This window comes from Streptomyces sp. NBC_00377, assembly GCF_036075115.1.
Classification (GTDB): Bacteria; Actinomycetota; Actinomycetes; order Streptomycetales; family Streptomycetaceae; genus Streptomyces.
The window spans coordinates 306684-330487 of the sequence record NZ_CP107958.1; the positions used below are offsets into that span (position 1 = coordinate 306684).

The 23804-nt window shown below is 69.1% G+C and carries 21 protein-coding genes and 1 pseudogene; 14 read left to right on the forward strand and 8 right to left on the reverse strand.

Annotated features, from left to right (window positions below; genetic code table 11):
- Positions 1–88 precede the first annotated feature (88 nt).
- Both OHS71_RS01565 and OHS71_RS01570 read right to left on the reverse strand, forming a co-directional pair.
- Entirely contained in the window at positions 89–1045 is a 957-nt protein-coding gene (locus tag OHS71_RS01565; RefSeq protein WP_328475975.1) for a hypothetical protein, read from the reverse strand.
- On the reverse strand, positions 1042–1383 hold the full coding sequence (locus tag OHS71_RS01570) for a PadR family transcriptional regulator (protein ID WP_328475977.1): 342 nt from the start codon (positions 1381–1383) through the stop codon (positions 1042–1044). Before OHS71_RS01570 ends, OHS71_RS01565 begins: the two co-directional genes overlap by 4 nt.
- Positions 1384–1521: 138 nt before the next feature.
- On the opposite strand from OHS71_RS01570, the pseudogene OHS71_RS01575 reads away from it, so the two are divergent.
- Positions 1522–1830: pseudogene (locus OHS71_RS01575) on the forward strand (IS630 family transposase); the annotation flags it as partial.
- Between the two features lie 146 nt (positions 1831–1976).
- Here OHS71_RS01575 and OHS71_RS01580 read toward each other — a convergent pair.
- Together OHS71_RS01580 and OHS71_RS01585 are read right to left on the reverse strand one after the other, a co-directional pair.
- Positions 1977–2753: a thioesterase II family protein gene (locus tag OHS71_RS01580; RefSeq protein WP_328475979.1), complete on the reverse strand. Its 777-nt coding sequence runs from the start codon at positions 2751–2753 to the stop codon at positions 1977–1979.
- Positions 2754–2793: 40 nt separating this feature from the next.
- Positions 2794–3483: a FadR/GntR family transcriptional regulator gene (locus OHS71_RS01585; protein ID WP_328475981.1), complete on the reverse strand. Its 690-nt coding sequence runs from the start codon at positions 3481–3483 to the stop codon at positions 2794–2796.
- Positions 3484–3673: 190 nt separating this feature from the next.
- Between OHS71_RS01585 and leuA the strand changes: the two genes are divergently transcribed.
- Positions 3674–5473 carry a 2-isopropylmalate synthase gene (gene leuA / locus OHS71_RS01590; protein WP_328475982.1) on the forward strand — a complete coding sequence of 600 codons (1800 nt, stop codon included), beginning with the start codon at positions 3674–3676 and terminating at the stop codon, positions 5471–5473.
- On the forward strand, positions 5470–6279 hold the full coding sequence (locus OHS71_RS01595; RefSeq protein WP_328475984.1) for an ABC transporter ATP-binding protein: 810 nt from the start codon (positions 5470–5472) through the stop codon (positions 6277–6279). The genes leuA and OHS71_RS01595 overlap by 4 nt, the downstream gene beginning before the upstream one ends.
- A 55-nt stretch (positions 6280–6334) precedes the next feature.
- Here the strand turns inward: OHS71_RS01595 and OHS71_RS01600 are convergent, their stop codons facing one another.
- On the reverse strand, positions 6335–7192 hold the full coding sequence (locus OHS71_RS01600) for a hypothetical protein (protein ID WP_328475986.1): 858 nt from the start codon (positions 7190–7192) through the stop codon (positions 6335–6337).
- Between the two features lie 184 nt (positions 7193–7376).
- On the opposite strand from OHS71_RS01600, the gene OHS71_RS01605 reads away from it, so the two are divergent.
- From OHS71_RS01605 to OHS71_RS01650, 10 genes are all read left to right on the forward strand, one after another.
- Positions 7377–8606, forward strand: a complete 1230-nt coding sequence (locus tag OHS71_RS01605) for an MFS transporter (protein ID WP_328475988.1) — start codon at positions 7377–7379, stop codon at positions 8604–8606.
- 196 nt (positions 8607–8802) lie between these two features.
- Positions 8803–9171 (forward strand): cupin domain-containing protein, encoded by a 369-nt coding sequence (locus OHS71_RS01610; RefSeq protein WP_328475990.1) that lies wholly within the window; start codon positions 8803–8805, stop codon positions 9169–9171.
- A gap of 55 nt (positions 9172–9226) precedes the next feature.
- Positions 9227–10762: an AMP-binding protein gene (locus tag OHS71_RS01615; protein ID WP_328475992.1), complete on the forward strand. Its 1536-nt coding sequence runs from the start codon at positions 9227–9229 to the stop codon at positions 10760–10762.
- 62 nt (positions 10763–10824) lie between these two features.
- The gene (locus tag OHS71_RS01620; protein ID WP_328475994.1) at positions 10825–11289 is read left to right on the forward strand and encodes a hypothetical protein; all 465 of its coding nucleotides are present in this window, start codon (positions 10825–10827) and stop codon (positions 11287–11289) included.
- Between the two features lie 71 nt (positions 11290–11360).
- Entirely contained in the window at positions 11361–12434 is a 1074-nt protein-coding gene (locus OHS71_RS01625; RefSeq protein WP_328475996.1) for a cytochrome P450, read from the forward strand.
- 15 nt (positions 12435–12449) lie between these two features.
- Positions 12450–12686 carry a phosphopantetheine-binding protein gene (locus OHS71_RS01630; protein ID WP_328475998.1) on the forward strand — a complete coding sequence of 79 codons (237 nt, stop codon included), beginning with the start codon at positions 12450–12452 and terminating at the stop codon, positions 12684–12686.
- Positions 12686–13426 carry an SDR family NAD(P)-dependent oxidoreductase gene (locus OHS71_RS01635; protein WP_328476000.1) on the forward strand — a complete coding sequence of 247 codons (741 nt, stop codon included), beginning with the start codon at positions 12686–12688 and terminating at the stop codon, positions 13424–13426. The genes OHS71_RS01630 and OHS71_RS01635 overlap by 1 nt, the downstream gene beginning before the upstream one ends.
- Positions 13427–13450: 24 nt before the next feature.
- Positions 13451–14272: a PAS domain-containing protein gene (locus OHS71_RS01640; protein ID WP_328476002.1), complete on the forward strand. Its 822-nt coding sequence runs from the start codon at positions 13451–13453 to the stop codon at positions 14270–14272.
- 474 nt (positions 14273–14746) lie between these two features.
- Positions 14747–15700 carry a 2-hydroxy-3-oxopropionate reductase gene (locus tag OHS71_RS01645; RefSeq protein WP_328476004.1) on the forward strand — a complete coding sequence of 318 codons (954 nt, stop codon included), beginning with the start codon at positions 14747–14749 and terminating at the stop codon, positions 15698–15700.
- A 405-nt stretch (positions 15701–16105) separates the two neighbouring features.
- Positions 16106–18631 carry a GH32 C-terminal domain-containing protein gene (locus OHS71_RS01650; protein ID WP_328476006.1) on the forward strand — a complete coding sequence of 842 codons (2526 nt, stop codon included), beginning with the start codon at positions 16106–16108 and terminating at the stop codon, positions 18629–18631.
- A 269-nt stretch (positions 18632–18900) separates the two neighbouring features.
- Here the strand turns inward: OHS71_RS01650 and OHS71_RS01655 are convergent, their stop codons facing one another.
- On the reverse strand, positions 18901–19809 hold the full coding sequence (locus OHS71_RS01655; protein ID WP_328476009.1) for an NADP-dependent oxidoreductase: 909 nt from the start codon (positions 19807–19809) through the stop codon (positions 18901–18903).
- A 425-nt stretch (positions 19810–20234) separates the two neighbouring features.
- Here OHS71_RS01655 and OHS71_RS01660 point away from each other — a divergent pair, with 425 nt between their 5' ends.
- The gene (locus OHS71_RS01660) at positions 20235–20591 is read left to right on the forward strand and encodes a MerR family transcriptional regulator (RefSeq protein WP_328476011.1); all 357 of its coding nucleotides are present in this window, start codon (positions 20235–20237) and stop codon (positions 20589–20591) included.
- Between the two features lie 133 nt (positions 20592–20724).
- Here OHS71_RS01660 and OHS71_RS01665 read toward each other — a convergent pair whose 3' ends face one another.
- Both OHS71_RS01665 and uppS read right to left on the reverse strand, forming a co-directional pair.
- Complete coding sequence (locus tag OHS71_RS01665) at positions 20725–22194, reverse strand: oxygenase MpaB family protein (RefSeq protein ID WP_328476013.1); 1470 nt, start codon at positions 22192–22194, stop codon at positions 20725–20727.
- Positions 22191–22910: a polyprenyl diphosphate synthase gene (uppS, locus tag OHS71_RS01670; protein WP_328484365.1), complete on the reverse strand. Its 720-nt coding sequence runs from the start codon at positions 22908–22910 to the stop codon at positions 22191–22193. The genes OHS71_RS01665 and uppS overlap by 4 nt, the downstream gene beginning before the upstream one ends.
- Positions 22911–23804 lie beyond the last annotated feature (894 nt).

Genomic DNA, 23804 nt, shown 5'->3' on the forward strand with positions numbered 1-23804 from the left:
TCTTCCGTTGGGAGTAGTTCGGTCACGCACGTCTTCCGGCACGACGTGGGCCGCCGGGCTCGGCCGGCCCACCGGAGGTGGTCCGCTCCTATTCGGCGAGTGCCTGCCCCTGTCGGCGCTGGGCGGCGATCGCCAGGGCGGGGAGGGGTGCGATCAGCAGGATGAGGACGACCAGGTCCGGAAAGGACTGCATGAACGCGTCCGGCCGGACGACGATCGCCTGCGTGCGGACGATCGCGAACGCCGCGACGGGGATCAGCCACCGGTGGTCGCCGGTGGCGGCCGTCGCCACCCATGCGGCGATCAGCGCGGTGACTTCGAGGACGAACAAACCGCGCTGGAAAGCCGGACTGACGGAGATGATGTGCAGTCCCCCGGCCACGAACATGGCGAGCACGACGGGGGCCAGCCAGCGGTACGAGCGGCGTCGCAGACGGCCGGGACGGCAGAGCGCCAGCACGGCGCACGCGGCACAAAGTGCCCCCGACAGCACCAGGTCACGGGCCGTTATCGGGGCGCCGAGACCGTAGTAGCCGAGGCCCGCCTTGCCCTCGTCGCCGAAGAGGGTGCGGCCGTGGGGCGTGGCGCCGGCCCACATCATGGCTGCCGCGGCGGGCAGCGCGATCCACGGTCTGCCGCGCAGCAGGGCGATCAGGCAGCCCAGCGGGAGCAGTCCGTAGGGCAGCAGCCGTATCCGCGTGGGACCTTCGGCCCACGGGTACCAGCCGGAGAAGTGGAAGGCCATGGCGTGCTGTCCGGGGTCGATGTGCAGTGCCCAGTGCCACACATCCTGCAAGTACGGAACCAGCGCCAGCGCGGCGAGGGCCAGGGCGGCCAGATGGATGCCGTCCAGCCACCACGGCCGGGCCGTGTCGTCGACGACGGCACGGGCGCGGGCCTGCATCCCGGCGCGCACCAGGGCGGCGACTTCCCGCGGCGGGGGCCAGGAGCGGCCGGGATACGCCTCGGACAGGCAGGCCAGCACCTCCTCTCCCTGCCGTGAACGGTAGGGCTCGGGATAGGCCGCAAGCAGCAGACGGTTCATGCGGGGGCCGCTCCGGCGTCCCGCGCGTGTCCGATGACGACGGCCGCCGCCTGCTGCATCCGCAGCGCCTCCCGGCCGAGCGCCTCGGTGCCGTCCTCGGTGAGCCGGTAGTAGCGGCGCGCCCGCCCGTCCACGATCTCCTCATGGCCGGCGGCCACCAGCCCGGCCCGTTCCATCCGCTCCAACGCGCCGTAGAGAGTGCCGACAGCGATCCGGAGCCTTCCGTCGGTGGCCTGCTCGGCAGCCTTGATGATGCCGTAACCGTGCAACGGTCCGTCCATGAGTGCGGCAAGGATGAAGTACTGCGGTTCCGTCAAGGGCGGCTTCTGTCTGGTCATGCATCGAGCATATATCGAGCTACGAAATATATCCGCCAGCCCTGGGTGATCACCGGCAGCACCTCCACGCCCGCGGCGAGGGTCACCCTCTCCCGGCCGGCGGGCGCGACGGCGATCTCCTCGACGCACCCGCGCGGCCCCGAGGAAGGCGAGCCCGAAGTCGTCATCTGCATGGACGAGTTCGGCCGCTCAACCTCCAGCCCCACCCCGGGCGGCAGTGGACCGAACGCGGCGGCCGCCACAAGGATCCCGCCCGGGAACCGAGGCCCCGGCGGCGGCGACCTGCACCCGCACGCACGGGGTGCGGCACCTGTTCGCCGCCTATGACCTGGCCAAGGGAAAGCTCTACGGGGCCACATCGAGCCGAGGAAGAAGCGGACCGGGTTCCTGGAGTTCTGCCCTTGCCTGCGCGGCCTCTACCCGCCCGAGATCCGCATTGTGATCGTGCTCGTGGCAGGTCAGCAGGTTGAGCTGGAACCCGTACCGGGCATCCCGGCCGACTTCTCTGCTGCTTGCGGGACGGCTGCGGTCGGTTTTCTGACGGCGTACGGCGCCAGGGAGGACGGGCGCCGGCGCCGGTGGTTGCCGCCGGGTCACCGATGCGCGTCGAGCGCCCGCTCGTTCGTCATGACACTGCGCAAAATGTCCGCCACGTCCTCGGCGCGCTCGTTGGTGAAGAAGTGTCCCCCGGGCAACTCGTGCACGCGCAGGGCCGAGGAGGTGTGCCGCTCCCACGCCCGGACGTCGAGGGGGGTGGTGAGCGGGTCCGTGGTTCCCGTCAGTGCGACCACCGGACAGTCGATGGTCGAGCCGGCCTCGGGTCGGTAGCGGCTGTGCGCGAGGAGGTCACCGCGGATGACCGGCAGGAACATCTGGCGCAGCACCGGGTGGTCCAGCAGTCGGGCGTCGGCGCCTCCCAGCGATCCGATGAGTTCGACCAGCGGCCCGTCGGGGTCGCCCGAGCCCTCGCCGACCAGGGCGGGCAGTCTGATGCGCGAAGGGGCGGGATGCCCGGAGGCGACGAGCACGAGCCGCCGCTGGTCGGGCATGCGCCGGGCGACTTCGTAGGCCACCGCCGCCCCCAGGCTGTGCCCGAAGAGGACCAGCGGTCCGTCCCCGCGGACCGGGGCCAGTGCTTCGGCCACCTGGTCCGCGAGGATGTGCACATCGGTGAAGAGAGGCTCGCGTCCTCGTTCCGCACGCCCGGGGTACTGCACACACGCCGTCCGGGCCGTGCGGGCCAGCCGCGCCGCGAGTTCCTGGTAAGAGCCGGCGGAGCCGCCCGAGTGCGGGAAGAAGAGGATCCTCCAGGGCGTGGCGGGTAACGCCGTGGCAGGGAAGGACCGTATCCACGGTTCGGCATCGAGCATGACTACCGCTCTCCGGGAGGACGACGGACGACGACGTGGATCAGAGGGTGTGGAGCAGGGCGAGGGTCTGCTGGAGCTCGTCCCGCAGCGCCCGTCCGGCCGCCTCGGCGTCTCCCTGCACGACGGCGTCCACCAGGACGGCGTGCCCCGTGTCGCCGTGGTTCGGATCGTCGGAGCGCAGACCGAGCAACTCGACCAGGTCGAGCAGCCGTTGCTGGAGCACCGGTTTGAACTCGGTGAACAGGCCGGTAAGTACCGGGTTGTGGGCCGCGGCGACCATGACCTGGTGCAGGGCGATGTCGGCCTCCACGAACTCGGTGTTGCCGGCGTTCGCGGCGTCACGGCGCCTGGCCAGGGCCTCGTGGAGGGCAGTGATGTCGTCCTCGGTGCGGCGCTGCGCGGCCAGCTGTGCGGCCTCCACCTCGAGGAGCATGCGGACCTCGTAGACGTCCGTGATGACCGCTTGGCGGAGCTGGGTGGACCAGTCCTCCTTGGGGCTGGTCGCGATGACGAACACACCGGATCCCTGGCGTGCCTGCACCAGTCCAGCGCCGGCCAGTGCGCGCAGGGCCTCACGGACGGTGGAGCGCCCCACGCCAAGTGACTTGGCGAGGGCGGTCTCGCCGGGGAGCTTCGTCCCCACATCCCACTCGCCGCTGGTGATCTGCTCGCGCAGGTGTTCCGTGGCCTGCTCGACCAAGGGGGATGGCCGCAAGGCGCCTAGCGACATGTGAGGTTCACCTTCCCGTACCTCTCGGGTTGTCTGAGGAGCTGAGTTGTCGTTACTGTACCTCGCATGCTGCTGCACGAGCTCCTTCTCCTCGGCTGCCGCTGCGGGGCCTGACACGACCGGCACCCCGCAGCGGGGTATCGGGCTGCGCCGGTCACACGATGGCCGACTGAAAGAAGTTCAGTACACCATGGCAGCTCCCTCTCAGAGCGCGGCGTTTCCCACCCTGCGCACTCCGGCCGGTGACGTCCCGGCGGACGCGCCGCGCTGGAACCCCCAGCGTCCGAGCGCGATGCCGCACCACCGTTACCAGCCCGCTCACCAGCGGGTCGCCCTGCCCCTGACAGACCGCACCTGGCCCTCCCGCCGGATCGAGCGGGCCCCGTTGTGGGTGCCGGTCGATCTGCGCGACGGCAACCAGGCACTGGCCGAGCCGATGGACACCGAACGCAAGCGCCGGATGTTCGACCTCCTGGTCATGATGGGCTTCAAGGAGATCGAGGTCGGCTACCCGTCCGCCAGCCAGACCGACTTCGACTTCGTCCGGCACCTGGCCGACAGCGGCACCGTCCCCGACGACGTGACCATCTCCGTGTTCACCGCGGCCCGCGAAGACCTGATCGACCGGACCATCGCCTCCGTCGAAGGCCTCCCCCGCACCCTCGTACACCTCTACACCGCGACCGCGCCCACCTGGCGGAACGTGGTCCTGTCCCGCTCCCGTGACGAGGTCCACCGGCTGATCCTGGACGCCGCCGGCCACCTTCTGCGCAGGGCCGAACAGCGGCCGGGCGCCGACATCCGGTTCGAGTTCTCCCCGGAGGTCTTCAACCTCACGGAGCCGGACTTCGTCCTGGAGGTCTGCAACAGCGTGACCGAGCTGTGGGAGGCGAGCCCCGACCGGCCGGTGATCCACAATCTGCCCGCGACCGTGGAGATCGCCACACCCAACGTGTACGCGGACCAGATCGAGTACATGGACCGCCACCTGGCCCGCCGCGACTCGGTGATCCTCTCCGTCCACCCGCACAACGACCGCGGCACCGGTGTGGCCTGCGCCGAACTCGCCGTCATGGCGGGGGCGCAGCGCGTCGAGGGCTGCCTCTTCGGCAACGGCGAGCGCACCGGGAACGTCGACCTGGTGACCCTGGCCCTCAATCTGTACGCGCAAGGTGTGAACCCGATGGTCGACTTCTCCGACATCGACGCCGTGCGCGAGGTGGTGGAGCACTGCAACCGGCTGCCGGTCCACCCCCGCCACCCCTACGGCGGCGACCTCGTGCACACCGCCTTCTCCGGCACCCACCAGGACGCCATCGCCAAAGGCATGGCCCATCACGCCAAGCAGGCCGCCGAGCAGGGCTTCGCCGCCGAAGAGGCGCCGTGGGCGGTGCCGTACCTGCCCATCGACCCGGGCGACATCGGCCGTACCTACGAGGAGGTCATCCGCATCAACTCCCAGTCCGGCAAGGGAGGCATCGCCCACCTCCTGCACACCCACCACGGGCTGGACCTGCCCCAGTCGATGCGCCCGGACTTCTCCCGCACGGTGCAGCACGTCACCGACTCCACCGGCCAGGAGCTGAGCCACAAGGAGCTGTGGGAACTCTTCCGCACCACCTACATCTCCCCGGCTCTGGACGGCCCCATCGCCCTGGCCTCCTGGAACGCCACAGAACCCGCCACCGGGGAGCACCAGTTCACCTGCACCCTGCGCACCGGCGGGCAGGAGCACTCCTGCCACGGCATCGGCAACGGACCGCTGTCCGCCCTCGCCGACGCCCTGCGCACCGTGGGCATCGCCATCGACATCCTCGGCTACACCGAGCACTCCACCAGCACCGGGCCGGGGAGCCCCGCCGTGGCCTACGCCGAATGCCGGGTGAACGGCGTGACCTGCTGGGGCGCGGGGTGGGACACCTCCGTCCTGACCGCGTCGGTCCACGCCGTCATGGCCGCCGTCAACCGCTGCGAACAGGCGTCCTCGTGAGCACGGAACCGGTACTGCACGCGCAGGACGTGGAGGTCGTCCGCGACGGCAGCGCGATCCTCAGTGATGTGTCGCTGACCGTACGGGCCGGCGAGCACTGGGCGCTGCTCGGCCCCAACGGCGCGGGCAAGACCACCCTGCTCGCTCTCCTCGGGGCGCTCACCCACCCCACTCGCGGCACCGTCCAGGTACTGGGACACCAACTGGGGCGGGTCGACATGCGCCAACTGCGGTCCTCCGTCGGCCATGTCAATCCGCGGCACGACCTGCGCTCGGCCCTCAAGGTCCACGACGTGGTGCTGACCGGCGTCACCAACTCTCTCGAACGCATCCCCCGATGGGTTCCGGCCCCGGAGCAGATCGCCCTGGCCGACCGCCTCATCGAGCTGCTCGGACTCGGCGACCGCCGCGAGGCACGGTGGCCGACCCTGTCCCAGGGCGAGCGGGGCCGTACGCTGATCGCCCGGGCGCTGATGCCCGATCCGCGGCTGCTGCTGCTCGACGAACCCGCGACCGGTCTGGACGTCGCCGGCCGCGAGCAGCTCATCGAGCGGCTCGACACGTTGCAGCACACGTGTCCGGATCTCGCCTCGGTCCTGGTCACCCATCATCTGGAAGAGCTTCCTCCTGGGACGACCCATGTACTGCTGCTGCGCGACGGGCGCTGTCTGGCCTCCGGGCCCGTCGAGGAGGTCCTCACCAGCGACCAGGTCAGTAAGTGCTTCGACCATCCCGTCCGGCTCACCCGCACCGATGGACGCTGGAGCGTGACGGCCCGCCGCGGGCCCCGGCCGCACGTCGGCTGAGGCCGCCGGGCACGGTGGTGCGCGCCCACCGGCGCGCACCACTGTGCCCCCTGCCTCAGGCCAGCGACTTCCCGGCCTTCTCCACGGCGTCCTGAGCCAGCTCCCAGTCTCCGCCGAAGTGGTCGGCCAGCGCGTGCAGCCAGCGCTCGACGCCGAAGCCGACACAGCTGGTGGACGCCGGTTCGCCGGTCGGCAGCGAGATGGCGCACCGCTCACCGAAGAAGAGGAAGTGGGTGTTGACCGACGCGAGTGCCAGGCCTTTGTAGACGTACTCGTACTTGACGGGAAGCAGCTGCTGGAACGTGGCACGTTCGCTGGACTGGTCGAAGAAGGGGTCGGAGGCCGCGCGGCGTTCCAGCGGCAGGCCGACCTCGCCTGCCAAGGCGTCCAGGAAGCGCGCCGAATGATCGAGGTGGTCCGTGACCTGGTCCGGGCTTCCCAGCGCCACAACCTCACGCATCCGGAACGCCTTGAGCCGGCGGAGTCCGTCGAAGCGGTCCTCGTTGCGGAAGCACTGCGCGACCACGGTCACCAGCTCCCCGTCCGGGGACACCTGCCGGTCGCGGTGGTGGAGGTACACGCCGTAGCAGGCGCTGGATGGGAGGGCGAGGCCCGCCCCGCGCAGCGCCTCGGGACCGAACTCCCCGAAGGAGGCCTGCTGTTCGATCTGTCCGGTCCCGGCCGCGGCAACGTTCAGGGGCGAGGAGACGAGGGCGAGCTGAGGGAAGTTCCGGTAGACGTCGAGCGCGGCGAGGTCGGCGACCGGCAGCAGCGCAGGCACGGTCAGCGCGACGGCGCCCGATGCCCTGGCCCACCTGGTGCAGAGGTCGTCCAGCGTCTCGGCGAGTCGGGTCGGCTCCTCCTCCAGCGCGACGAGTCCTTCCGACACCCGGACAGCGGTCTGTGCGCTCATCTGAAGCTCCTTCGTGTGTGAATGCCTCAGCCGGCAGGGCGAACGCCGAGGCCAACACCTTTGACGGGGAGGGGTTTTCGCGCCTCGCGGCACTCGGTAAGGTAACACCTCAGAGGACCTGAGGACCTGAGAACCTGCTGATTCCAGATCTTTACTCCCCATGGCGAACAGGACAGGCTTTTCGATGAAAAAAGGGCAACTCGGCTTCCTGGCCGGCACGCATGCGGTCAACGACCTGTACCAGGGTGCGATCCCTGCGATGCTGCCGTTCCTGATGTCCGAGCGTCACTACAGCTATGCCGCGGTCTCCGGCCTGGCGTTCGCGGCGAGCGGCGTCTCCAGCCTGTTCCAGCCGCTGTTCGGCGTTCTCTCCGACCGCAGGCCACAGACCTGGCTCGTGCCGGCCGGGTTCGTCACGGCCGCCCTGGGCGTGGTCGCGGCCGGACTGTCGGGCAACTACGCGCTCACCTGGCTGTGTGTCGCGGTGGCCGGGATCGGTATCGCGGCCTATCACCCGCCGGCGACCAGCCAGGCCCGTGCCGCCGGCGGCTCCTCACAGAAGGCGATGAGCGTCTTCTCCGTCGGGGGGACGGTCGGCGGCGCCGTCGCGCCGACGCTGGTCACCCTGGTGATCGGGTCGGCGGGATTCGAGGTGAGCTACCTGCTGGCCGTCCCAGCCGCGATCATGGCGATCCTATGGGTGCTCAAGGCGCCATGGATGCGCTGGCGGGGCCATACGGAGGCGGCTCCGCTGGTGACTGCCGCATCGGCGACGAAGTCCGGGGCCGGCACGGCACAGGCCGACGACTGGCGCGCCTTCGGCCAACTGGTGGTCGTCATCATCGGCTGGTCCATCCCCTTCGTCACCGTCACCTCCCTGGTGTCCCTGCACGCGCAGCGCGATCTGGGGCAATCCGCGGCGGCAGGCGCCGCCGCGCTGACCGTCTACACCGCGGCAGGCGCCGTCGGCACCCTGCTGGGCGGCCTGGTCGGCGACCGGTACGGCCGGATGACCTCGCTGCGCTTCGGGTACCTGATGGCACTTCCGGCCCTGCTCGGCATCGCGTGGGCCCCGACGTTCCCGGTCCTGGTCGCCAGTGCCGCGCTGTTCGGCACCGCCATGTTCCTGCCCTTCGCCGCCCAGGTGACGCTGGCGCAGGACTACCTGCCCCAGCGGCCCGGCACGGCCAGCGGGCTGACGCTGGGGCTGGCCATGGCGGCGGGCGGCCTGTGTTCCCCCGCGTTCGGCTGGTTGGCCGATTCCAGTGGTCTGCGCGCGACCTTCTATGCACTGCTCCTCGTCTTCGCCGTCCCTGTCGCACTGGCGTTGCGCCTTCCCGACCGCGTCCCGGCCCGGCCCGATGCGCCGTCCCCGGAGTCCCTCGAGGCGACGAAGACCGGCAGCGCGCAATAGACATCTCAGCCACTTTGCAACAGGGAATATCCTGTGTCTCCTCGGTCGGCTATCCGTAATGTGAGATGCCCATTGAAAGTAACTTCGCGGTTACGTACCGTCTGGCCTGGGTCGTAAAGCGTTCCACCAAAGCAACGAGCCCCTGGACCCAAAGGTCCTCAGCCGTGCTCCATGTGCGTCAACTAGGAGAAATCCGATGAAGATAAACTGGGACGACCACGAGGAACTCAAGGCCGAAGGGATCGCGCTGTCGCGTCGCTTCGCGTTCGGCCAGGAAATGTCCTGCCTCAAAGTGGTGGCAGATCAGTCCGGAGACCTGAACCTGCCTCCGCACTGGCACGAGAACGAGCAGTGGGTCGTGGTCACCGAGGGGTCCATCCGCTTCGTCTGCGAGGGCACCGAGTACGAACTCAACGCTGGCGACGTGGCCTACATCCCCTCGCGTCAGCGCCACACGGCCACCTTCGTCGGAAAGGAAGGGGCCGTTCTCATGGAGTTCTCCGCTCCCCCGCGGCTCGACCTCGCCCCCGGCTCGATCCTCCCGTCCTCGATGAAATTCGACTGACGCCCGTCGAAAGACTCGCCGCTTGTCAGCGACCGCGCCGTTGGGGGGATCAATCGTGCGTAGCACCATGTACGACAGGGAAGATTCCGAGTCAACCATTCATGAGGCATTCGAGCGGATCGCCCGGGAATTCCCGGACCGCAATGCCATCGTCACCGCCCGGAAGGCGGTGACCTATGCGGAGCTGGCGGACAGGTCCCGTCGGATCGCTCACCGTCTGATCGGGCACGGCGTGCGGCCCGGCAGCATCGTCCCCGTCGTGGCCCGCAGGTCACCGGACCTGGCCGCAGTCCTTCTCGGCGTCCTCATGGCCGGCGGCGCCTACGGCGTCCTGGACGTGCGGTGGCCGGTCCCCCGCATCGCCGAACTGCTGGGCACCATGCGCTCCCCCGTCGTCCTGGCGGATGCCGCGGGTTCCACCCGGCTCGACCAGGCGGGGACCGGCCACACCACCTTCGACGACCTGCTGCGGACAGAGCCGGCCGCCCAGGCGCCGGCCGGCCTGCCGGACGTCCCGCCGGACGCCTGCGCAACCCTGTTCTGGACGTCGGGGAGCACCGGCAGCCCCAAGGGGGTGCTGTCCCCGCACCGAGCCACCACGAGACTGTTCGCTCCGAAGGGCTTCATGGACTTCGGCGAGCACCCGGTGATGATCCACGCGGCGGCCGTCGCCTGGGACGCCTTCACCCTGGAGTTGTGGGGCACCCTCCTCAGCCGCGGCACCGTGGTCGTGCACGAGGACGACCTGCTGCTGCCACCGGCGATCCGCTTCTACGTCCACGACCTGGGCGCCACCCATCTCTTCCTCACGCCTTCGCTCTTCGACGTGATCGCGGGCGGCGACATCGAGTGCCTTGGCGGTCTGCGGGCCGTGCTGCTGGGCGGGGACAAACCGTCTCCGTCGAACTGCCGGAAACTTCTCGACACACACCCCGGCATCGACCTGTACAACGGCTACGGGCCCGTCGAGTCCTGTGTCTTCGCCACGGTCCATCGCATCACCGAGGACGACACCGAAGCGGCGACCGGCATCCCGGCCGGCCTTCCCGTGCCCGGCACGCAGATATACATCGTCCGCGACGGCATCCCCGTCCGGCCGGGCGAGACGGGCGAGGTCGCCATCGGCGGGACGGGACTCGCTCTCGGCTATCTGAACGCCCCCGCCCAAACCGCCGCCGTGTTCCGGCACGTCACGGTCGGCCGGGAGCGGATTCCGGTCTATCTCACCGGTGACCAGGGCAACCTGGACGACTCCGGCGTCCTGCATTTCGTCGGCCGCAAGGACGCCCAGATCAAAATCGCCGGTCATCGAATCGAACCGGCGGAGATCGAGTCGGCCGCTCGAATCCTGGGCAGTACACGATCGGTCGTCATGCCGATCCCCGATCGCACCGGAACACCCCGCATCATCCTGTTCGCCGAGCAGCCCCACACAGCCATGACCGAGCAGGAAATGCAGGGATTGCTCAGGGAGAGGCTACCCGCCTACATGGCGCCCTCCATGGTGCATTTCGTCTCCTCGATGCCTCTCCTGGAGAACACGAAAATCAACAAGCGGGAACTTTCGGCGCGCTTCGGCTACACCTCGTGAACGCCGCACGGATTCCTGCTCCACAAGTGCCAGACCCCGCGCAACAGGCAAGGACTCGACACTTGAGTACACAGAACACCACCGAAGAAAGATTCTCCGTCGCCCTAGAATCCATCCAAGGAAAACGCAGAATAGAACGAGTACTGGAGGCGGCGAATGCTCTCCTCGACCGGTACGCGACCGAGCATGATCCCAAGGAACGTCTCAGGCTCGTCTTCGAGCTCGTCCGGCGAAACTTGACCCCGGAAATATCCATCACCTTCTCAGGCTTTTCCCTGGGCACCGGCGGACTCGGCGGGGTCGCCGGATCGGAGGCCGTAGCTCTCGCTCCCTCCGGAGGTATTCACGGCCAGTCAATTTTCCACTGCAAATTTGAGGCAGCTGATGGCCGGACCGGATCGCTCACCGCGTACTACAGGGAACCCGGACCTCTGGGCCTGACCGACGCCGAATGGCACGCGGCGATGCGACTGTTGGCCGGCGTCGCCGGCCTGGGCGTCGGGGGGCACGCCACATGCCCTTCGTAGCGACCGCAGAGTCTCCGGCAAGGCTGCTCTCACGGCCTTATTGGTACCGGCATCTCAGGGGGCAGGCGGACGTGCACCGGCTGGACGAGGGACTGTTCGCCGTGACCGGCAACGCCGCGGTGCAGGAGGCTCTGGCCCATCCCTCGATTGTGGCCGACCATCCGCTCAAGGCCAGCGCGCGCGCCTTCGGCCCCAACGTGCTCGACGCCGACGGGCCGAGCCACCGGGCCTTCCGCGCCCTGTTGGCACCGATCCTGTCCGCCGGACGCATCGCCGAGTACAAACAGGCGCTGATGCCAGGGCTGATCCACAGCCTGGTCGACAGCATCGCGGGCATCGAGACCGACGACTTCTACAACTCGTTCGCGCATCGGGTGCCGTACGGAATCGTGTGCACGATCCTCGGTGTCGACACCTCGCTGGAGAATCGGTTCCACCACCTGACCCGTCCGCTGGCGCGGCTTCTGGACTATCCCACCGAGGAGACCGACGAGACCCACGCCAACGCCGGCGAACTGCTGCGGCTGATCGAGGAACAGCGGGCCGCAGGAACCGCGGGCGCGCGGTCCCTGCTGGAGACGATCGAGCGGACCCGGGACCGCAAGGGGATCTCACTGACCGACAGCGAAGTGCGCTCGACGGCGCTGCTGTTCTTCCTGGCTGGTACGGAGACCAGCAGCGCGTTCATCACCTCGCTCGTGTACTGCATGGGACGCGGCCTCTTCGATCTGGTCGAGCTTCGCGACGAGGCGGTCCGGGACGACTACATCGAAGAGACCCTCAGGCTGTACCCGCCCGTGCAGACGATCGTCCGGTTCGCCGCCGAGGACCTGACCGTTCAGGGCGTGAGAGTGCCGCGGCACTCGGCAGTACTGGCCTCGGTCGCCGGAGCCAACCGTGACCCGCGGGTCTTCGACCACCCCGACCGGTTCGAAACCGGCAGAAGCCGCAAGGGCTCGATCCCGTTCGCGGTCGGAGCACACGCCTGCCCGGGGGCCATGCTCGCCAAGGCCGAGTTCTCGCTGCTCATCGAGGAGATCGTCCGGCGCTGCTCGGACGTGGTCGTCACCCGCGACCGCCTCGGCATGGAGAGCCAGTCGTTCTCCCATCCCACCGACTTCTCCGTGGAGTTCAGGACAAAGTAAGAGGAAGAGGGCACAGTGGAAAGCAAGATAATGTCGCTGCGCAAGTGGCTCGACGGCCTCCACGAGAAGCCGCTCGACATCCAGGAAGACACCGACCTCATCCAGTCGGGCGCGGTGACGAGCCTCCAGTTCGTCCAGATGGTCATCGAGATCGAGCGCCTGCACGGCCGCAAGCTGGACCCGGGCGTCATCACCATCGAGTCGATGCGCACCCTGAAGGCCATCGACGCGACCGTCTTCCAGGCCGCCTGATGGGGCAGGACGCCTCCCGGGTGGCGGTGGTCTCCGGCACCTCGTCCGGGATCGGCGCGGCTGTGGCGACGGAGTTCCTGCGCAGGCAGTACACCGTCGTCGGACTGTCCCGGCGTGGCAACCTCGCCCTCGCCGAGCAGAGCGGCTACATCGACCTCGTCGCCGACGTGCGAGACGGCGAAGCAGTGCGCGCCGCCCTCGCTTCCGCGGGCGCCGCCCTCGCCGAGGGGATCGGGGCGGTGGTGCTCAACGCCGGCCTCTCACCGGATCCCGCCGACCTCGTCAAGGTCGAGTGGCAGGTAGCGGCGGACACCTACGAGACGAACGTACGCACGGCGCTGAACCTCGTGCAGGCGACGGCTCCGCTGCTCAAGCAGGCCGGCGGCGGCTCCCTGACATTCGTCGGGGCGAGTCTGGCCAACGGCTACCGGCCCGAACGCTGGGCGTACGCGGCCAGCAAGGCCGCGATGACCACCCTGATGCGAGCGTGCTCGGTCGAGTTCGCCGACGACGGTGTCGTGGCGAACGAAGTCCGTCCCGGCCCCGTGGCAACCGCCATGACGATGGCCGGGCTGGACGGTGAGATGAACGACCAGATCATCCGCGCCATCAACGCGGGATTCGGAACCGACTGGCTCAAGTCGCCGCGCACCGTGGCTGAGTGGATCGTCGCCATCGCCGAGTTCCCGCCGAACGGACCCACCGGTCAGGTCTTCAACTACAGCCGCAAGGTTCTGTAACCCAGAGAAAGGCAGACAGACACCATGTCGAAGCACCCTTCTTCCGAACAGCTTCTCGACCTGTTCAACTGGGCCTCTCCCGGCATGCTGGTCACCGACGCCGACGGCACGGTGGTGCTGGCCAACAAGGCCGCCACGGAGCTTCTGCGTGACAAGGCCGCGGCCGGCAGCAGGCTCCCCGACATCCTGGGCATCGACGGCCACGATGCCTTGGTGAAGGCCGGGACACCCGTGGAGAACCTGGAGGCGACGTTCACCAATCCCGAGTTCCCCTCCGGGTACGCCAACGTCGGCTTCGCAAGCGTCGACGGCACGACTTACGGCTTTTGGGCCCTGCGCCCGGTCACCACCCACCCGAGCCCCTCCCCTGCGCCGGGCGAGGGCTCCTCCACCGCCCAGGCATGGATCGACCAGGTCGACCGGTCCAGCGAGTCCTACACACCGGCCGGTGAAGACGCCGTCGCGTTCATCAAGGCCTACTACGACAACTGCCCCGTCGCCATCCACCTCATAGAGGAGGACGGCACGGTTGCCCACGCGAACTGGAAGGACATCGCGATCGTCGGGGCGAGCGAACAGCCGGACACCTACGTCGGTCGCCACATCCGGCACATCTACGCCGACCAGGACGTCGTGGATGACTTCCTGGGCCGCTGGGGCGAGGACGCACCGATCATCGACTTCCGCGCGGACTTCCTCAACAAGGGCGAGCGGGTCCCGGTGGTTATCTTCTCCACGGCCAAGGTCGAGAACAACAAGCTGAAGAACACCCGTTGCTTCGTCTTCCCCGACAGCCACCCGGACCGTGAGCGGGACAAAGTGAAGGCGCTGGACCTCAGCTTCTGAAGCCTCTGAGGCGTCACACCGCCGCACCAGCATGCAAGCCGGAATGCCGGGCCCCGGCGAGCAACCCTCGCCGGGGCCCGTCCGAGCCCGCGAAGCCCCATCACGCACTCTGAGCGAACATGGCTCACACATCCCCCCGACGAGGCAGTCGGCTCATCGGCTGGGATCCCGAAGCCGAGGACGCCTACGCCTGGAATGCGGGAGGCGCTTGACCGCCCGCCGCGACCTCGTCCTGCCCGTCCTGTCCGAGCACGTCGGATCCTCGGTGTGGACCCTGCCTCGCCCTGTTCATGTCCCCCGAGATCGGTCTCGGTCTCGGGTGCCCAGACCCCATTCTCGCCGGCGACACCGGCTCCTGGACGGCGATCCGGTCCCTCGTAGGCCGCCCGCCACCCGCCGCGACCTGGAACGGCTGCTCCGGCCCTGAAACCCGCTCCGCCACCGCCTTCTCCCGCCGTCACAAAGGAGTTCGTGTTGAAGACGATCGCTTTCCTCGGCCTTGGCACCATGGGCAGCCCGATGGCTGTCAACCTGTGCAGAGCCGGACACACCGTATACGGCTGGAACCGCAACGACGCCAAGGCCGGACCGCTGCGGGCAGCGGGCGGCCGGTCCGCGGCGTCGATCCGCGAGGCAGTCCGCGAGGCCGAGGTAGTGATCACCATGCTCCCGGACGCTCCGCAGGTCGAGGAAGTTGCTCTCGGCCTCGACGGCGTCCTGGCCCACGCCCGCCCGGGAACACTGCTGATCGACATGTCCACCATCGCCCCGCAGCAGGCGATCAAGCTGGCGGACAAGGCCGCCGAGCGCCGGATCCGGGTCCTGGACGCGCCCGTCGCGGGCGGGGAGACCGGCGCGGTCGACGGCATCCTGTCGATCATGGTCGGCGGGGATGCAGACGATTTCGCGGAAGCGAAACCCGTCTTCGAGGCCCTGGGCAGGACCATCGCGCACTGCGGTCCGAACGGACGGGGCCAGACGGTGAAAGCCGCCAACCAGCTGGTCCTCGCGATCAACCTGCAGGCGTGCGCGGAAGCGGTGGTCTTCCTCGAGAAGTCCGGGGTGGACCTCGAAGTCGCCCTCGACGTCTTGGGTGGCGGCCTCGCGGGCTCCAACGCCCTCGCCCGCAAGAAGGACAACTTCCTGAAGCGCGACTACACACCCAGCTTCAGAATGGGGCTGCACCACAAGGACCTGGGCATCGTCACCGACACCGCCCGCGCGATCGGCGCCGCCATCCCCCTGGGCAGCGTCGCCGCCCAGTTCGTGGCATCCGCCGTGGCCCGCGGGGAGGCGGAGCTCGACCACTCCGCCCTGCTCCGCGGCGTCGAACTCCTCAGCGGATACGACCACGATCTGGTGGTGCGTATGGCGGGCGAAGACGGGGGAGACATGGTCGAGGATCGGAAGGCGCCGCCCGAAGTCTAGCAACTGGCAGCAGCGCGCGAGGAATTCAGCGCGGGATCCATGGGCGAGGGTGGCGGTGCCGTCCTGGCGCTTCCGGTCGCGGCTCGCTGCGACCACCGCGTCCTTGTCCGTAGCGGTTCTGACCTGCTCGGTCGCCGCTCCGAATCCGCCGTGGCGTGATCGGTTGGCACAGCTCGAGATGGCCGACCACGTCAGAGGGGCGGGCGGGCCGCGCCCGGCAATCCCGTCCGAACCGTTGACGCGTTGGCGGGATTCGCCCATGATCGGGCCACTCGATGTCAACGTTGACACAAGTCATCGCTGACATCCTCTGGTCGACGGTGTGGACGACATCGCGGGCCAGGGCGTCAGATTTCGGGCCGCCCGCCGCAGGCTGTGCTGCGTGGGCTGCGCACAGGAGGCACCATGAGCTCTGGACGTGTATCGCGGCATGCCCGCGTGCGGATGACCGCCGCGGCGGCGGCCGTCTGTGCCCTGTCCGCCGCCCTGCTCGCCCCTCGGGCCGCCGCGGCCGACACACCGCCACACTCCGAGACCTACCGTCCCCAGTTCCACTTCACTCCGGAGAAGAACTGGATGAACGACCCCAACGGCCTCGTGTACTACAAGGGCGAGTACCACCTGTTCTACCAGTACAACCCGAGCGGCAACTCATGGGGCGACATGTCCTGGGGCCACGCGGTGAGCACGGATCTCGTCCACTGGCAGGAACTGCCGCTCGCCCTGTCGCACGACGACAAGGAGATGGTCTTCTCCGGCAGCGCCGTCGTCGACGAGAACAACACCACCGGGTTCGGCACCAAGAAGAACCCGCCCATGGTGGCGATCTACACCAGCTACAACAAGTCCACCGGCATGCAGTCGCAGGCGCTCGCCTACAGCACTGACCGCGGCCGAACCTGGACCAAGTACCAGGGCAATCCCGTCATCGACATCGGTTCGAGGGACTTCCGCGACCCCAAGGTCCAGTGGTACGCGCCGACCAAGAGCTGGCTGATGACGGTATCGCTGTCCGCCGAGCACAAGGTGCGGTTCTACTCCTCGAAGAACCTCAAGGACTGGACTCAGCTCAGCGAGTTCGGCCCGGCCGGCGCGACGGGCGGTGTGTGGGAGTGCCCCGACCTGTTCCCCCTCGCCGTCGACGGGGACAAGAACAACATCAAGTGGGTCCTGGTCGTCAACATCAACCCCGGTGGGATCGCGGGCGGTTCGGCAGCCCAGTACTTCATCGGCGCCTTCGACGGCACCAAGTTCACCGCCGAGGACAACGGCACCTACACCCCGCCCGCCGGAGCGGTCATGCAGGACTTCGAGGGCAGCGGCTTCGGTTCGTGGACGGCCACGGGCACCGCGTTCGGCCCGGGACCGGCAGCCGGGACGCTCGACGGGCAGCAGACCGTCGCCGGCTTCGACGGCAAGGGCCTCGCCAACAGCTTTCACTCCGGGGACGCCACGGGCGGCACCCTCACCTCGCCCTCCTTCACCGTGAGCAGCCCCTACCTGAACTTCAAGATCGGCGGCGGTCGGCACCCGCACCAGCCCGGGAAGGTCCTCGCCGACTTCGACGGCGGCACCTACGGGGACTGGACGACGACCGGCGACGCCTTCGGCCCGGCACCGGCCACGGGCACCCTCCCCGGCCAGCAGCAGGTCTCCGGCTTCCAGGGCAGCGGCCTGGTCAACACCTTCCTCAACGGCGACGCCGGCACCGGCACCCTCACCTCTCCCGAGTTCACCATCGACAAGCGCTACGTCAACTTCCTCATCGGCGGCGGCAATCACCCTGCGGGCTCCGCCAACCCCACCGCCCTCGAACTCCTCGTCGACGGCCAGGTCGTGCGCAGCGCCACCGGAACGGACACCGAATCACTCGAGACGGCCTCCTGGGACGTCCGTGACCTTGCCGGCAAGAAGGCGCGGATCAGGGTGGTCGACGACAACACGGGCGGCTGGGGCCATCTCAACGCCGACCAGATCGTACTGTCCGACACGCAGGCCCAGCCCGGCTCCCAGGAGACGGCCGTCAATCTGATCGTCGAAGGCCAGGTCGTCCGCAGTGCGACCGGCTCCGACAGCGAGATGCTGGACTGGGCCTCTTTCAACATGCGCCCCTACCTGGGCAAGAGGGCGCAGATCCAGCTCGTGGACATGAACGCCGGCGGCTGGGGCCACATCCTCGCCGACCAGTTCACCGCCGCCGACTCCCCCGCCCTCTCCGTCCAGCAGCGCGCCGGCTGGGCCGACTACGGTAAGGACTACTACGCGGCCGTGTCCTGGGAGAACACCCCGGGCAGCAAGCGGTACATGATCGGCTGGATGAACAACTGGGACTACGCCGGCGCCACCCCCACCTCCCCCTGGCGCGGAGCACAGAGCATCCCCCGCCAGACAGCCCTGCGCACAGTCGACGGTCGCGTCCGGCTGACCAGTGAGCCGGTCAACGCCGTGAAGTCCCTGCGGCAGGATCCACCGGCGACCGCGACCGCCGCCATCGTGACGAACACATCCAAGGCACTGATCGGTCCCGCTGCCGACGGCAAGGCGCTCGACATCGAGGCCACCTTCTCCCCCAAGGACGCCGAACGCTTCGGGCTCAAAGTACGCACCGGCACCACGGGCGAGGAAACCGTCATCGGCTACGACACCACGACCCAGGAGCTGTACGTCGACCGCACACACTCCGGCACCGTGGACTTCAACAGCACCTTCCCCGGCATCCAGACCGCACCTCTGAAGGCGGCAAACGGCAAGATCAAGCTGCGGATCCTGGTCGACTGGTCGTCCGTCGAGGTCTTCGGCGGCAGCGGCGAAGCCGTGATCACCGACCAGATCTTCCCCGACCCCGCCGGCCAGGGAGTCCAGGTCTTCGCCGAGAACGGCTCGGTGAAGCTGGACAGCGCCACCGTCTGGCACCTCGACTCCACCCGCTGACCCCAACGGCCGCACGAAGGCTGGCTTTACGTCCGCTGTGCTGGGAAAAAGCGAGCTGCTGAAGCTGTATGTGGCTGGCGCCCCGTGGACGCCGGCTCATGTGCCATGTGCGGTGCCCGAGTGGGGGCGGCCTGCCTGACGAGGGCCATGGAGATCGGCCCGCTCCGGGCCGCCCGCTCGCCGGTACCGATCGAGGGCACGCTCGCCACGCAGTTCCGCATGCTGCGAGTTGCCTGCCTCGTGGGCGTGTTCAGATACAGATCCGCCTGTCAGATGCAGATGACGATCTTTCCTCGGGTGCGTCCGCGCTCGGCGTGTGCGTGGGCGTCGGCGATCCGCTCCAGGGGGTAGGCCCGTTCGATACGGGGCGTGTAGCGGCCTTGCCCGCCCAGTGCCGCCGCCGCGGACAGGAGAGTGGAGTCGTTCACCGCGTGGGCCACGTGCGTGCCCAGGCGCTGCCCGCCCGCTTGGTCGGCGACCGTCGCGACGCGCTTCGGGTCGCCCGCGATCGCGACGAGGTCGTCCAGGGAGCCGGAGGCCGCGGTGTCGAGCACGATGTCGACGCCGTGCGGAGCGAGGGTGGCGAGGCGCTGTGCGAGGCCGGGGCCGTAGGTGGTGGGGACGGCGCCGAGAGAGGTGAGGAACTCGTGGTTGCGTTCGCTGGCTGTCCCAATCACGGTGCCGACACCTAGTGCCACGGCGATCTCGACCGCCGCGCTGCCCACGCCTCCGGCGGCACCCTCGACGAGGAGGGTGCGCCCCGCGAGGGGACCAAGCGCGTCGAGCCCACGCATCGCGGTCACGGACGCGAGACCGGCGCCCGCGGCCTGCTCGTCGTTCCACGTGGCGGGGGTGTGCGCCCAGGCCGAAAGGATGAGCAGCTCCGCGGTCGCGCCGGTGAGGCCGCCCAGCCCGAAGACCCGGTCTCCGATGCTCACCCCCTGCACCCCATCGCCGATCTCGTCGACCACACCGGCGCCGTCGCGCCCGGGAATGCCGGGCAGATCCAGGGGGAAGATCTGGTGCAGGGCGCCGGAGCGCAACTTCCAGTCGACGGGATTGACGCTGGCCGCCGCGACGCGGACACGAATCTCACCGGGTCCGGGGTGGGGGTCAGGGGCCTGCTCGATCACCAGGCTCTCCACTCCGCCGTACTCGTGGAACCGGGCTGCGCGCATAATGGTCTGCCTTACTTTGACGGGCCGGAATGACGTGTTCGTCTACCGCTCGTCACTTTAGAACCTGACGTTGACGTGAGGTGCAAGCCGCAACTGCCACCGGGCCGGAGGAAGGCAGGTGCGGAGGGGTGAGGTTGCCGAGCAGGCGGGGGTGAGCGTGGGGGCCTGCGCCACTACGAGGGATCACGCCGCCGTCACGGTCGACACCCATGTGCCCTCGGGCGGGCACGGTGATCCCGGCACGACGCGAGGACTGCCGTGCGTACGTGAACCGCGTGACGCCCTCGGGTCCACCACTGGGCCATGATCAATCTCGGCGCCGGCAACGGTTCGATCGGCCCCCCAGAGCTGCCCTCGGAGCCGGCATCGCTAGCCTGAACCTGACGTCAATGTGAGGTACGAGCGGGAAGGGAGCGACCTGCGTCATGCGCATCGGACAGCTCGCCAGGCGGTCAGGGGTCAGCGTGCGGGCCCTGCGCTACTACGAGGAACAGCAACTCCTGGAATCGACGCGGACGTCCGGTGGGCAGCGTGACTATCCCGACGAAGCCCTGGAGCGGGTCCAGCTCATCCAGGACCTCTTCGCGGCCGGCCTCTCCAGCCGTACCGTCGTCGAACTCCTGCCGTGCGTGAGCACCGGCGTCGCGACCCCCGCCATGCTCGACCAGCTCATCATCGAACGCGACCGCATCGCCGCACGCATCCAGGACCTGACCCGGGCCAAGACCAAACTCGGCCACGTGATCGAGAATGTGGCCGCGGCGAACGTGGCGCAGGACTGATCGACCCGTCGCGAGGGGTGGGGCCCCGACCTGTCCGGCATCTACCGGGCGCGATCGTGACCGAGTCTTGCTCTGCGCCGTGTGTCACGGGCGAAGCGCCGGTGCCCCGGTGGCGGCGCGTCCCACGGGTTCGTCAGGCGTCGGCGAGCAGCGGGTCATACGGGGTGTTCGTGCGGTGGCCTGCCATGAAGGAAAGGAAGTCGCCCACGAAGGCGCTGCGGCCGTAGGTGCCGTCGGTGGTGGTGAGGTCGCGGTGGAAGGCGGTGCGGAAGAGCGTCCTGTGCTCGTCCGCGTCGATGGTCCCGCTGCCGTCCTTGTCAGTGGCGTCAAAGAGCACCTCGGCGACGCGGATGAGCGCGGGACCGGCGAGGGAGGGTACGGCGGCAGCGTACTCGCCAGCGCTGACACGGCCGTCACCGTCCGTGTCGAGGGTGGACTGGAGTTCGCGCCACCAAGCGGCGAAGGCGTCGTAGAGCCGGGTCTCCTGGGCTTCGTCCAGGTCGAGGCGCGTGGCCAATTCGCGTGCCATGGCGGCGAGGTCAGGCCAGTCGAGGTGGCCGTCGCCGGTCTGGTCCAGCACCTGACGGAAGAACTCCTCCGCCGAGCGCCGGCCCTCTCCCGTTGTCCGCGAGGCGGCCGGGTCCGGGTCGGGGCCGGTCTCTTCGCCCAGTGGTGTCAGAAGGCGGAGCAGGGCCGAGGCCCGCTTCATGCGGGCGCGCAGCGCGCTCACGGTCCGGGCGCGGGGGTCGTCGCTGTCGGGTGAGAGGGAAAGGGTCTCGATGATGGCTTCGGCGTTGATCCAGCCCTCCGGCAGGAATCGGCTGAGCCCGGCAGCCAGGTAGGCGCCCTGCATGAGAGTCGGGGCGCCGGGCATCTCGGGCAGGCCGGCCCTGCGGCGGTAGGGCTCGGGGAGCGATGCGACGGTGATCGCGCCGAGAAGCGGACCGACGACGGCCCGGCCGGCGGCCCACAGTGTCGGTGCGCCGGCGAGCAGTGCCGGGGCGGGCAGGTGGTCGAAGAGCCGGTAGAGGATGACCCGGGCTGCCTCGGTGTTCTCCAGCTCCTCCTCGACGACCCGGTCGAAGTACCGCCAGAAGTCGGTGAGGTTTTCGGGGAGTTCTCCGGCGTCGCCGTCGAGCGCGGCGAGGAACAGGCGGTACTCGGCGTACATGCGCTCCATGGTGTCCTGGTCGAGCGGCTGGCCACTCAGTCGGCACATGGTGACGGCGCTTTCGAAGAGGGTGGCCACGACCCAGGCGCGGGTCGCGCGGTCCATGGCGTCGTAGCCGCGGCCGCGGGAGTCGGAGCCGCTCATGCGGGCGTGCAGCCTGTTGAGGCGGGAGGCCTCTCGTTCGCGTACCGCCGGATCTGCGTCGAACATGCGCCGCATGCTGAGGAAGGTGTTGCGCAGCCGGCGCCAGGGGTGGGCGACGAAGGTGGAATTGTCGGCGAGGGCGGCACCGATCTGCGGGTGGGCGGCCTCCAGCACGATGGCGCGGATCATGGCCAGCGCCCAGCGCGGGTCGTCGAAGAAGGCGCTGAACTGCGACTCCGGCCCGAACAGCGGTGTTTCGTCGCCCGTTGTGGTCGTTCCAGTCGTCATTCCGGGTCTCCGTTCGTCTGGGGCGGCACGCCGCCGAAGCGGCGGTCACGGCGCCGGTAGGTGTGCAGGCAGGCGAGGAAGTCCGGGGCCCGGAAGTCCGGCCAGAGCACCTCGGGGAAGACCCACTCGGCGTAGGCGACCTGCCAGAGCATGAAGTTCGAGATGCGCTGCTCTCCGGAGGTGCGGATGACGAGGTCCACGTCGGGGGTGTCGGGGAACGGCAGGTGGTCCGCGAAGAGCCGCTCGGTCACCTCCTCGGCGGGCGTCTTGCTACGGATCAGCGACCTGGCAGCCTCCACGATGTCCCGGCGTCCGCCGTGGTCGAAGGCGACGGTCAGCGTCATCCCCCGGTTGTCGGCGGTCAGCGTCGCCAGATCCTCGAAATCCTGAGCCAGCTCACGGGGAAGGCGCGGGTCCGCGGCCCCCAGGAAGCGGCAGCGGATGCCGCGGGCGAGCAGCAGCGGCGCGTGCTTGCGCACAACCCGGCGGACCAGGCGCATCAGAAAGTCGACTTCGGAACCAGGACGGTTCCAGTTCTCGGTGGAGAAGGCGTACAGGCTGAGCCACTCGACGCCAGCGGCCCGGGCCGCCTCGATGATGTCGATGACGGTGGTCTCCGCAGCCCGATGGCCCGCCGTCCGGGGAAGCGAGCGCCGCTGAGCCCAGCGGCCGTTGCCGTCCATCACGCAGGCCACGTGCCGCGGCACCGCACGCACCGGCCCGTCGACTCGCCGCTGCTCGTCGCTGTCCGGCCGCCCACCCGGCCGGTCCCCCGTCGCCGCGCGTGTGCGCTGGACACCGTGGCCCCTCACACCCACCCCCGTCTCGCCCGGAGCGGCACGGTCTGCCCTACCGCGCTCGGTCACGCCCACCCCGTATCGCCCATACGCACGCCCCACCGGAGCGTCCCTCTCCAGGAGTCTGGCGGAATGGAAGGGTCCTGACCGACCGAACGGGGGGCCGTCACCCCTGGCTCATCTGCACGATTCCCTTCGGCATCGGATGGGACCGGCGTGACTTGACCCCGGCCTCGGCCTACCGCGACCGGGCTGTTGGTGCGGCCGTCCGGGGTGTTCCCGCCGCGCATTGTCCGGCCAGAACGAGTCCGGCATGCGCCGCAGGGTGCCAGGCGGCGCCTCAAGTACGATGCGTCGCCCCTCTGCAAGGCCCAGGCCGGTCATCGCCGGGGCCGAAGCGCCGCCTACGTCGACGTCGACGTAGGCGACCGCGGAAAGTTCCATGTGGCACGCCTCTTTGTCGCTCAGAGCAAGGTGGTGCAGCATCTGCTCCCAGGCCGGGCGGGTGAGCAGACTGATCTCGCCGGGCGGGTGAGGAGACTGATCTCGCCGGCCGCTTGCCAGCCTGGCCCGGTCCGTCAGCGGTATAGCGCAGAGCGCCCGCGGACTGGACGTCGCTGATGTGACCCTCGAGCTGCACTCCCGGCGCCTGGTACCCACCCTGGAACCTGGCGAAGATCTGCACGTCCTGGAAGAGACCGCCTGGCAAACCGAAGCGGTGTTCCGCTGGGCATGGGGACGCCTGCCACTGCCGAAGCCGATGCTCCATTCTTTGGCGCGGCCGTCCTGGCGGCACGCCCGCCAGGACGGCGC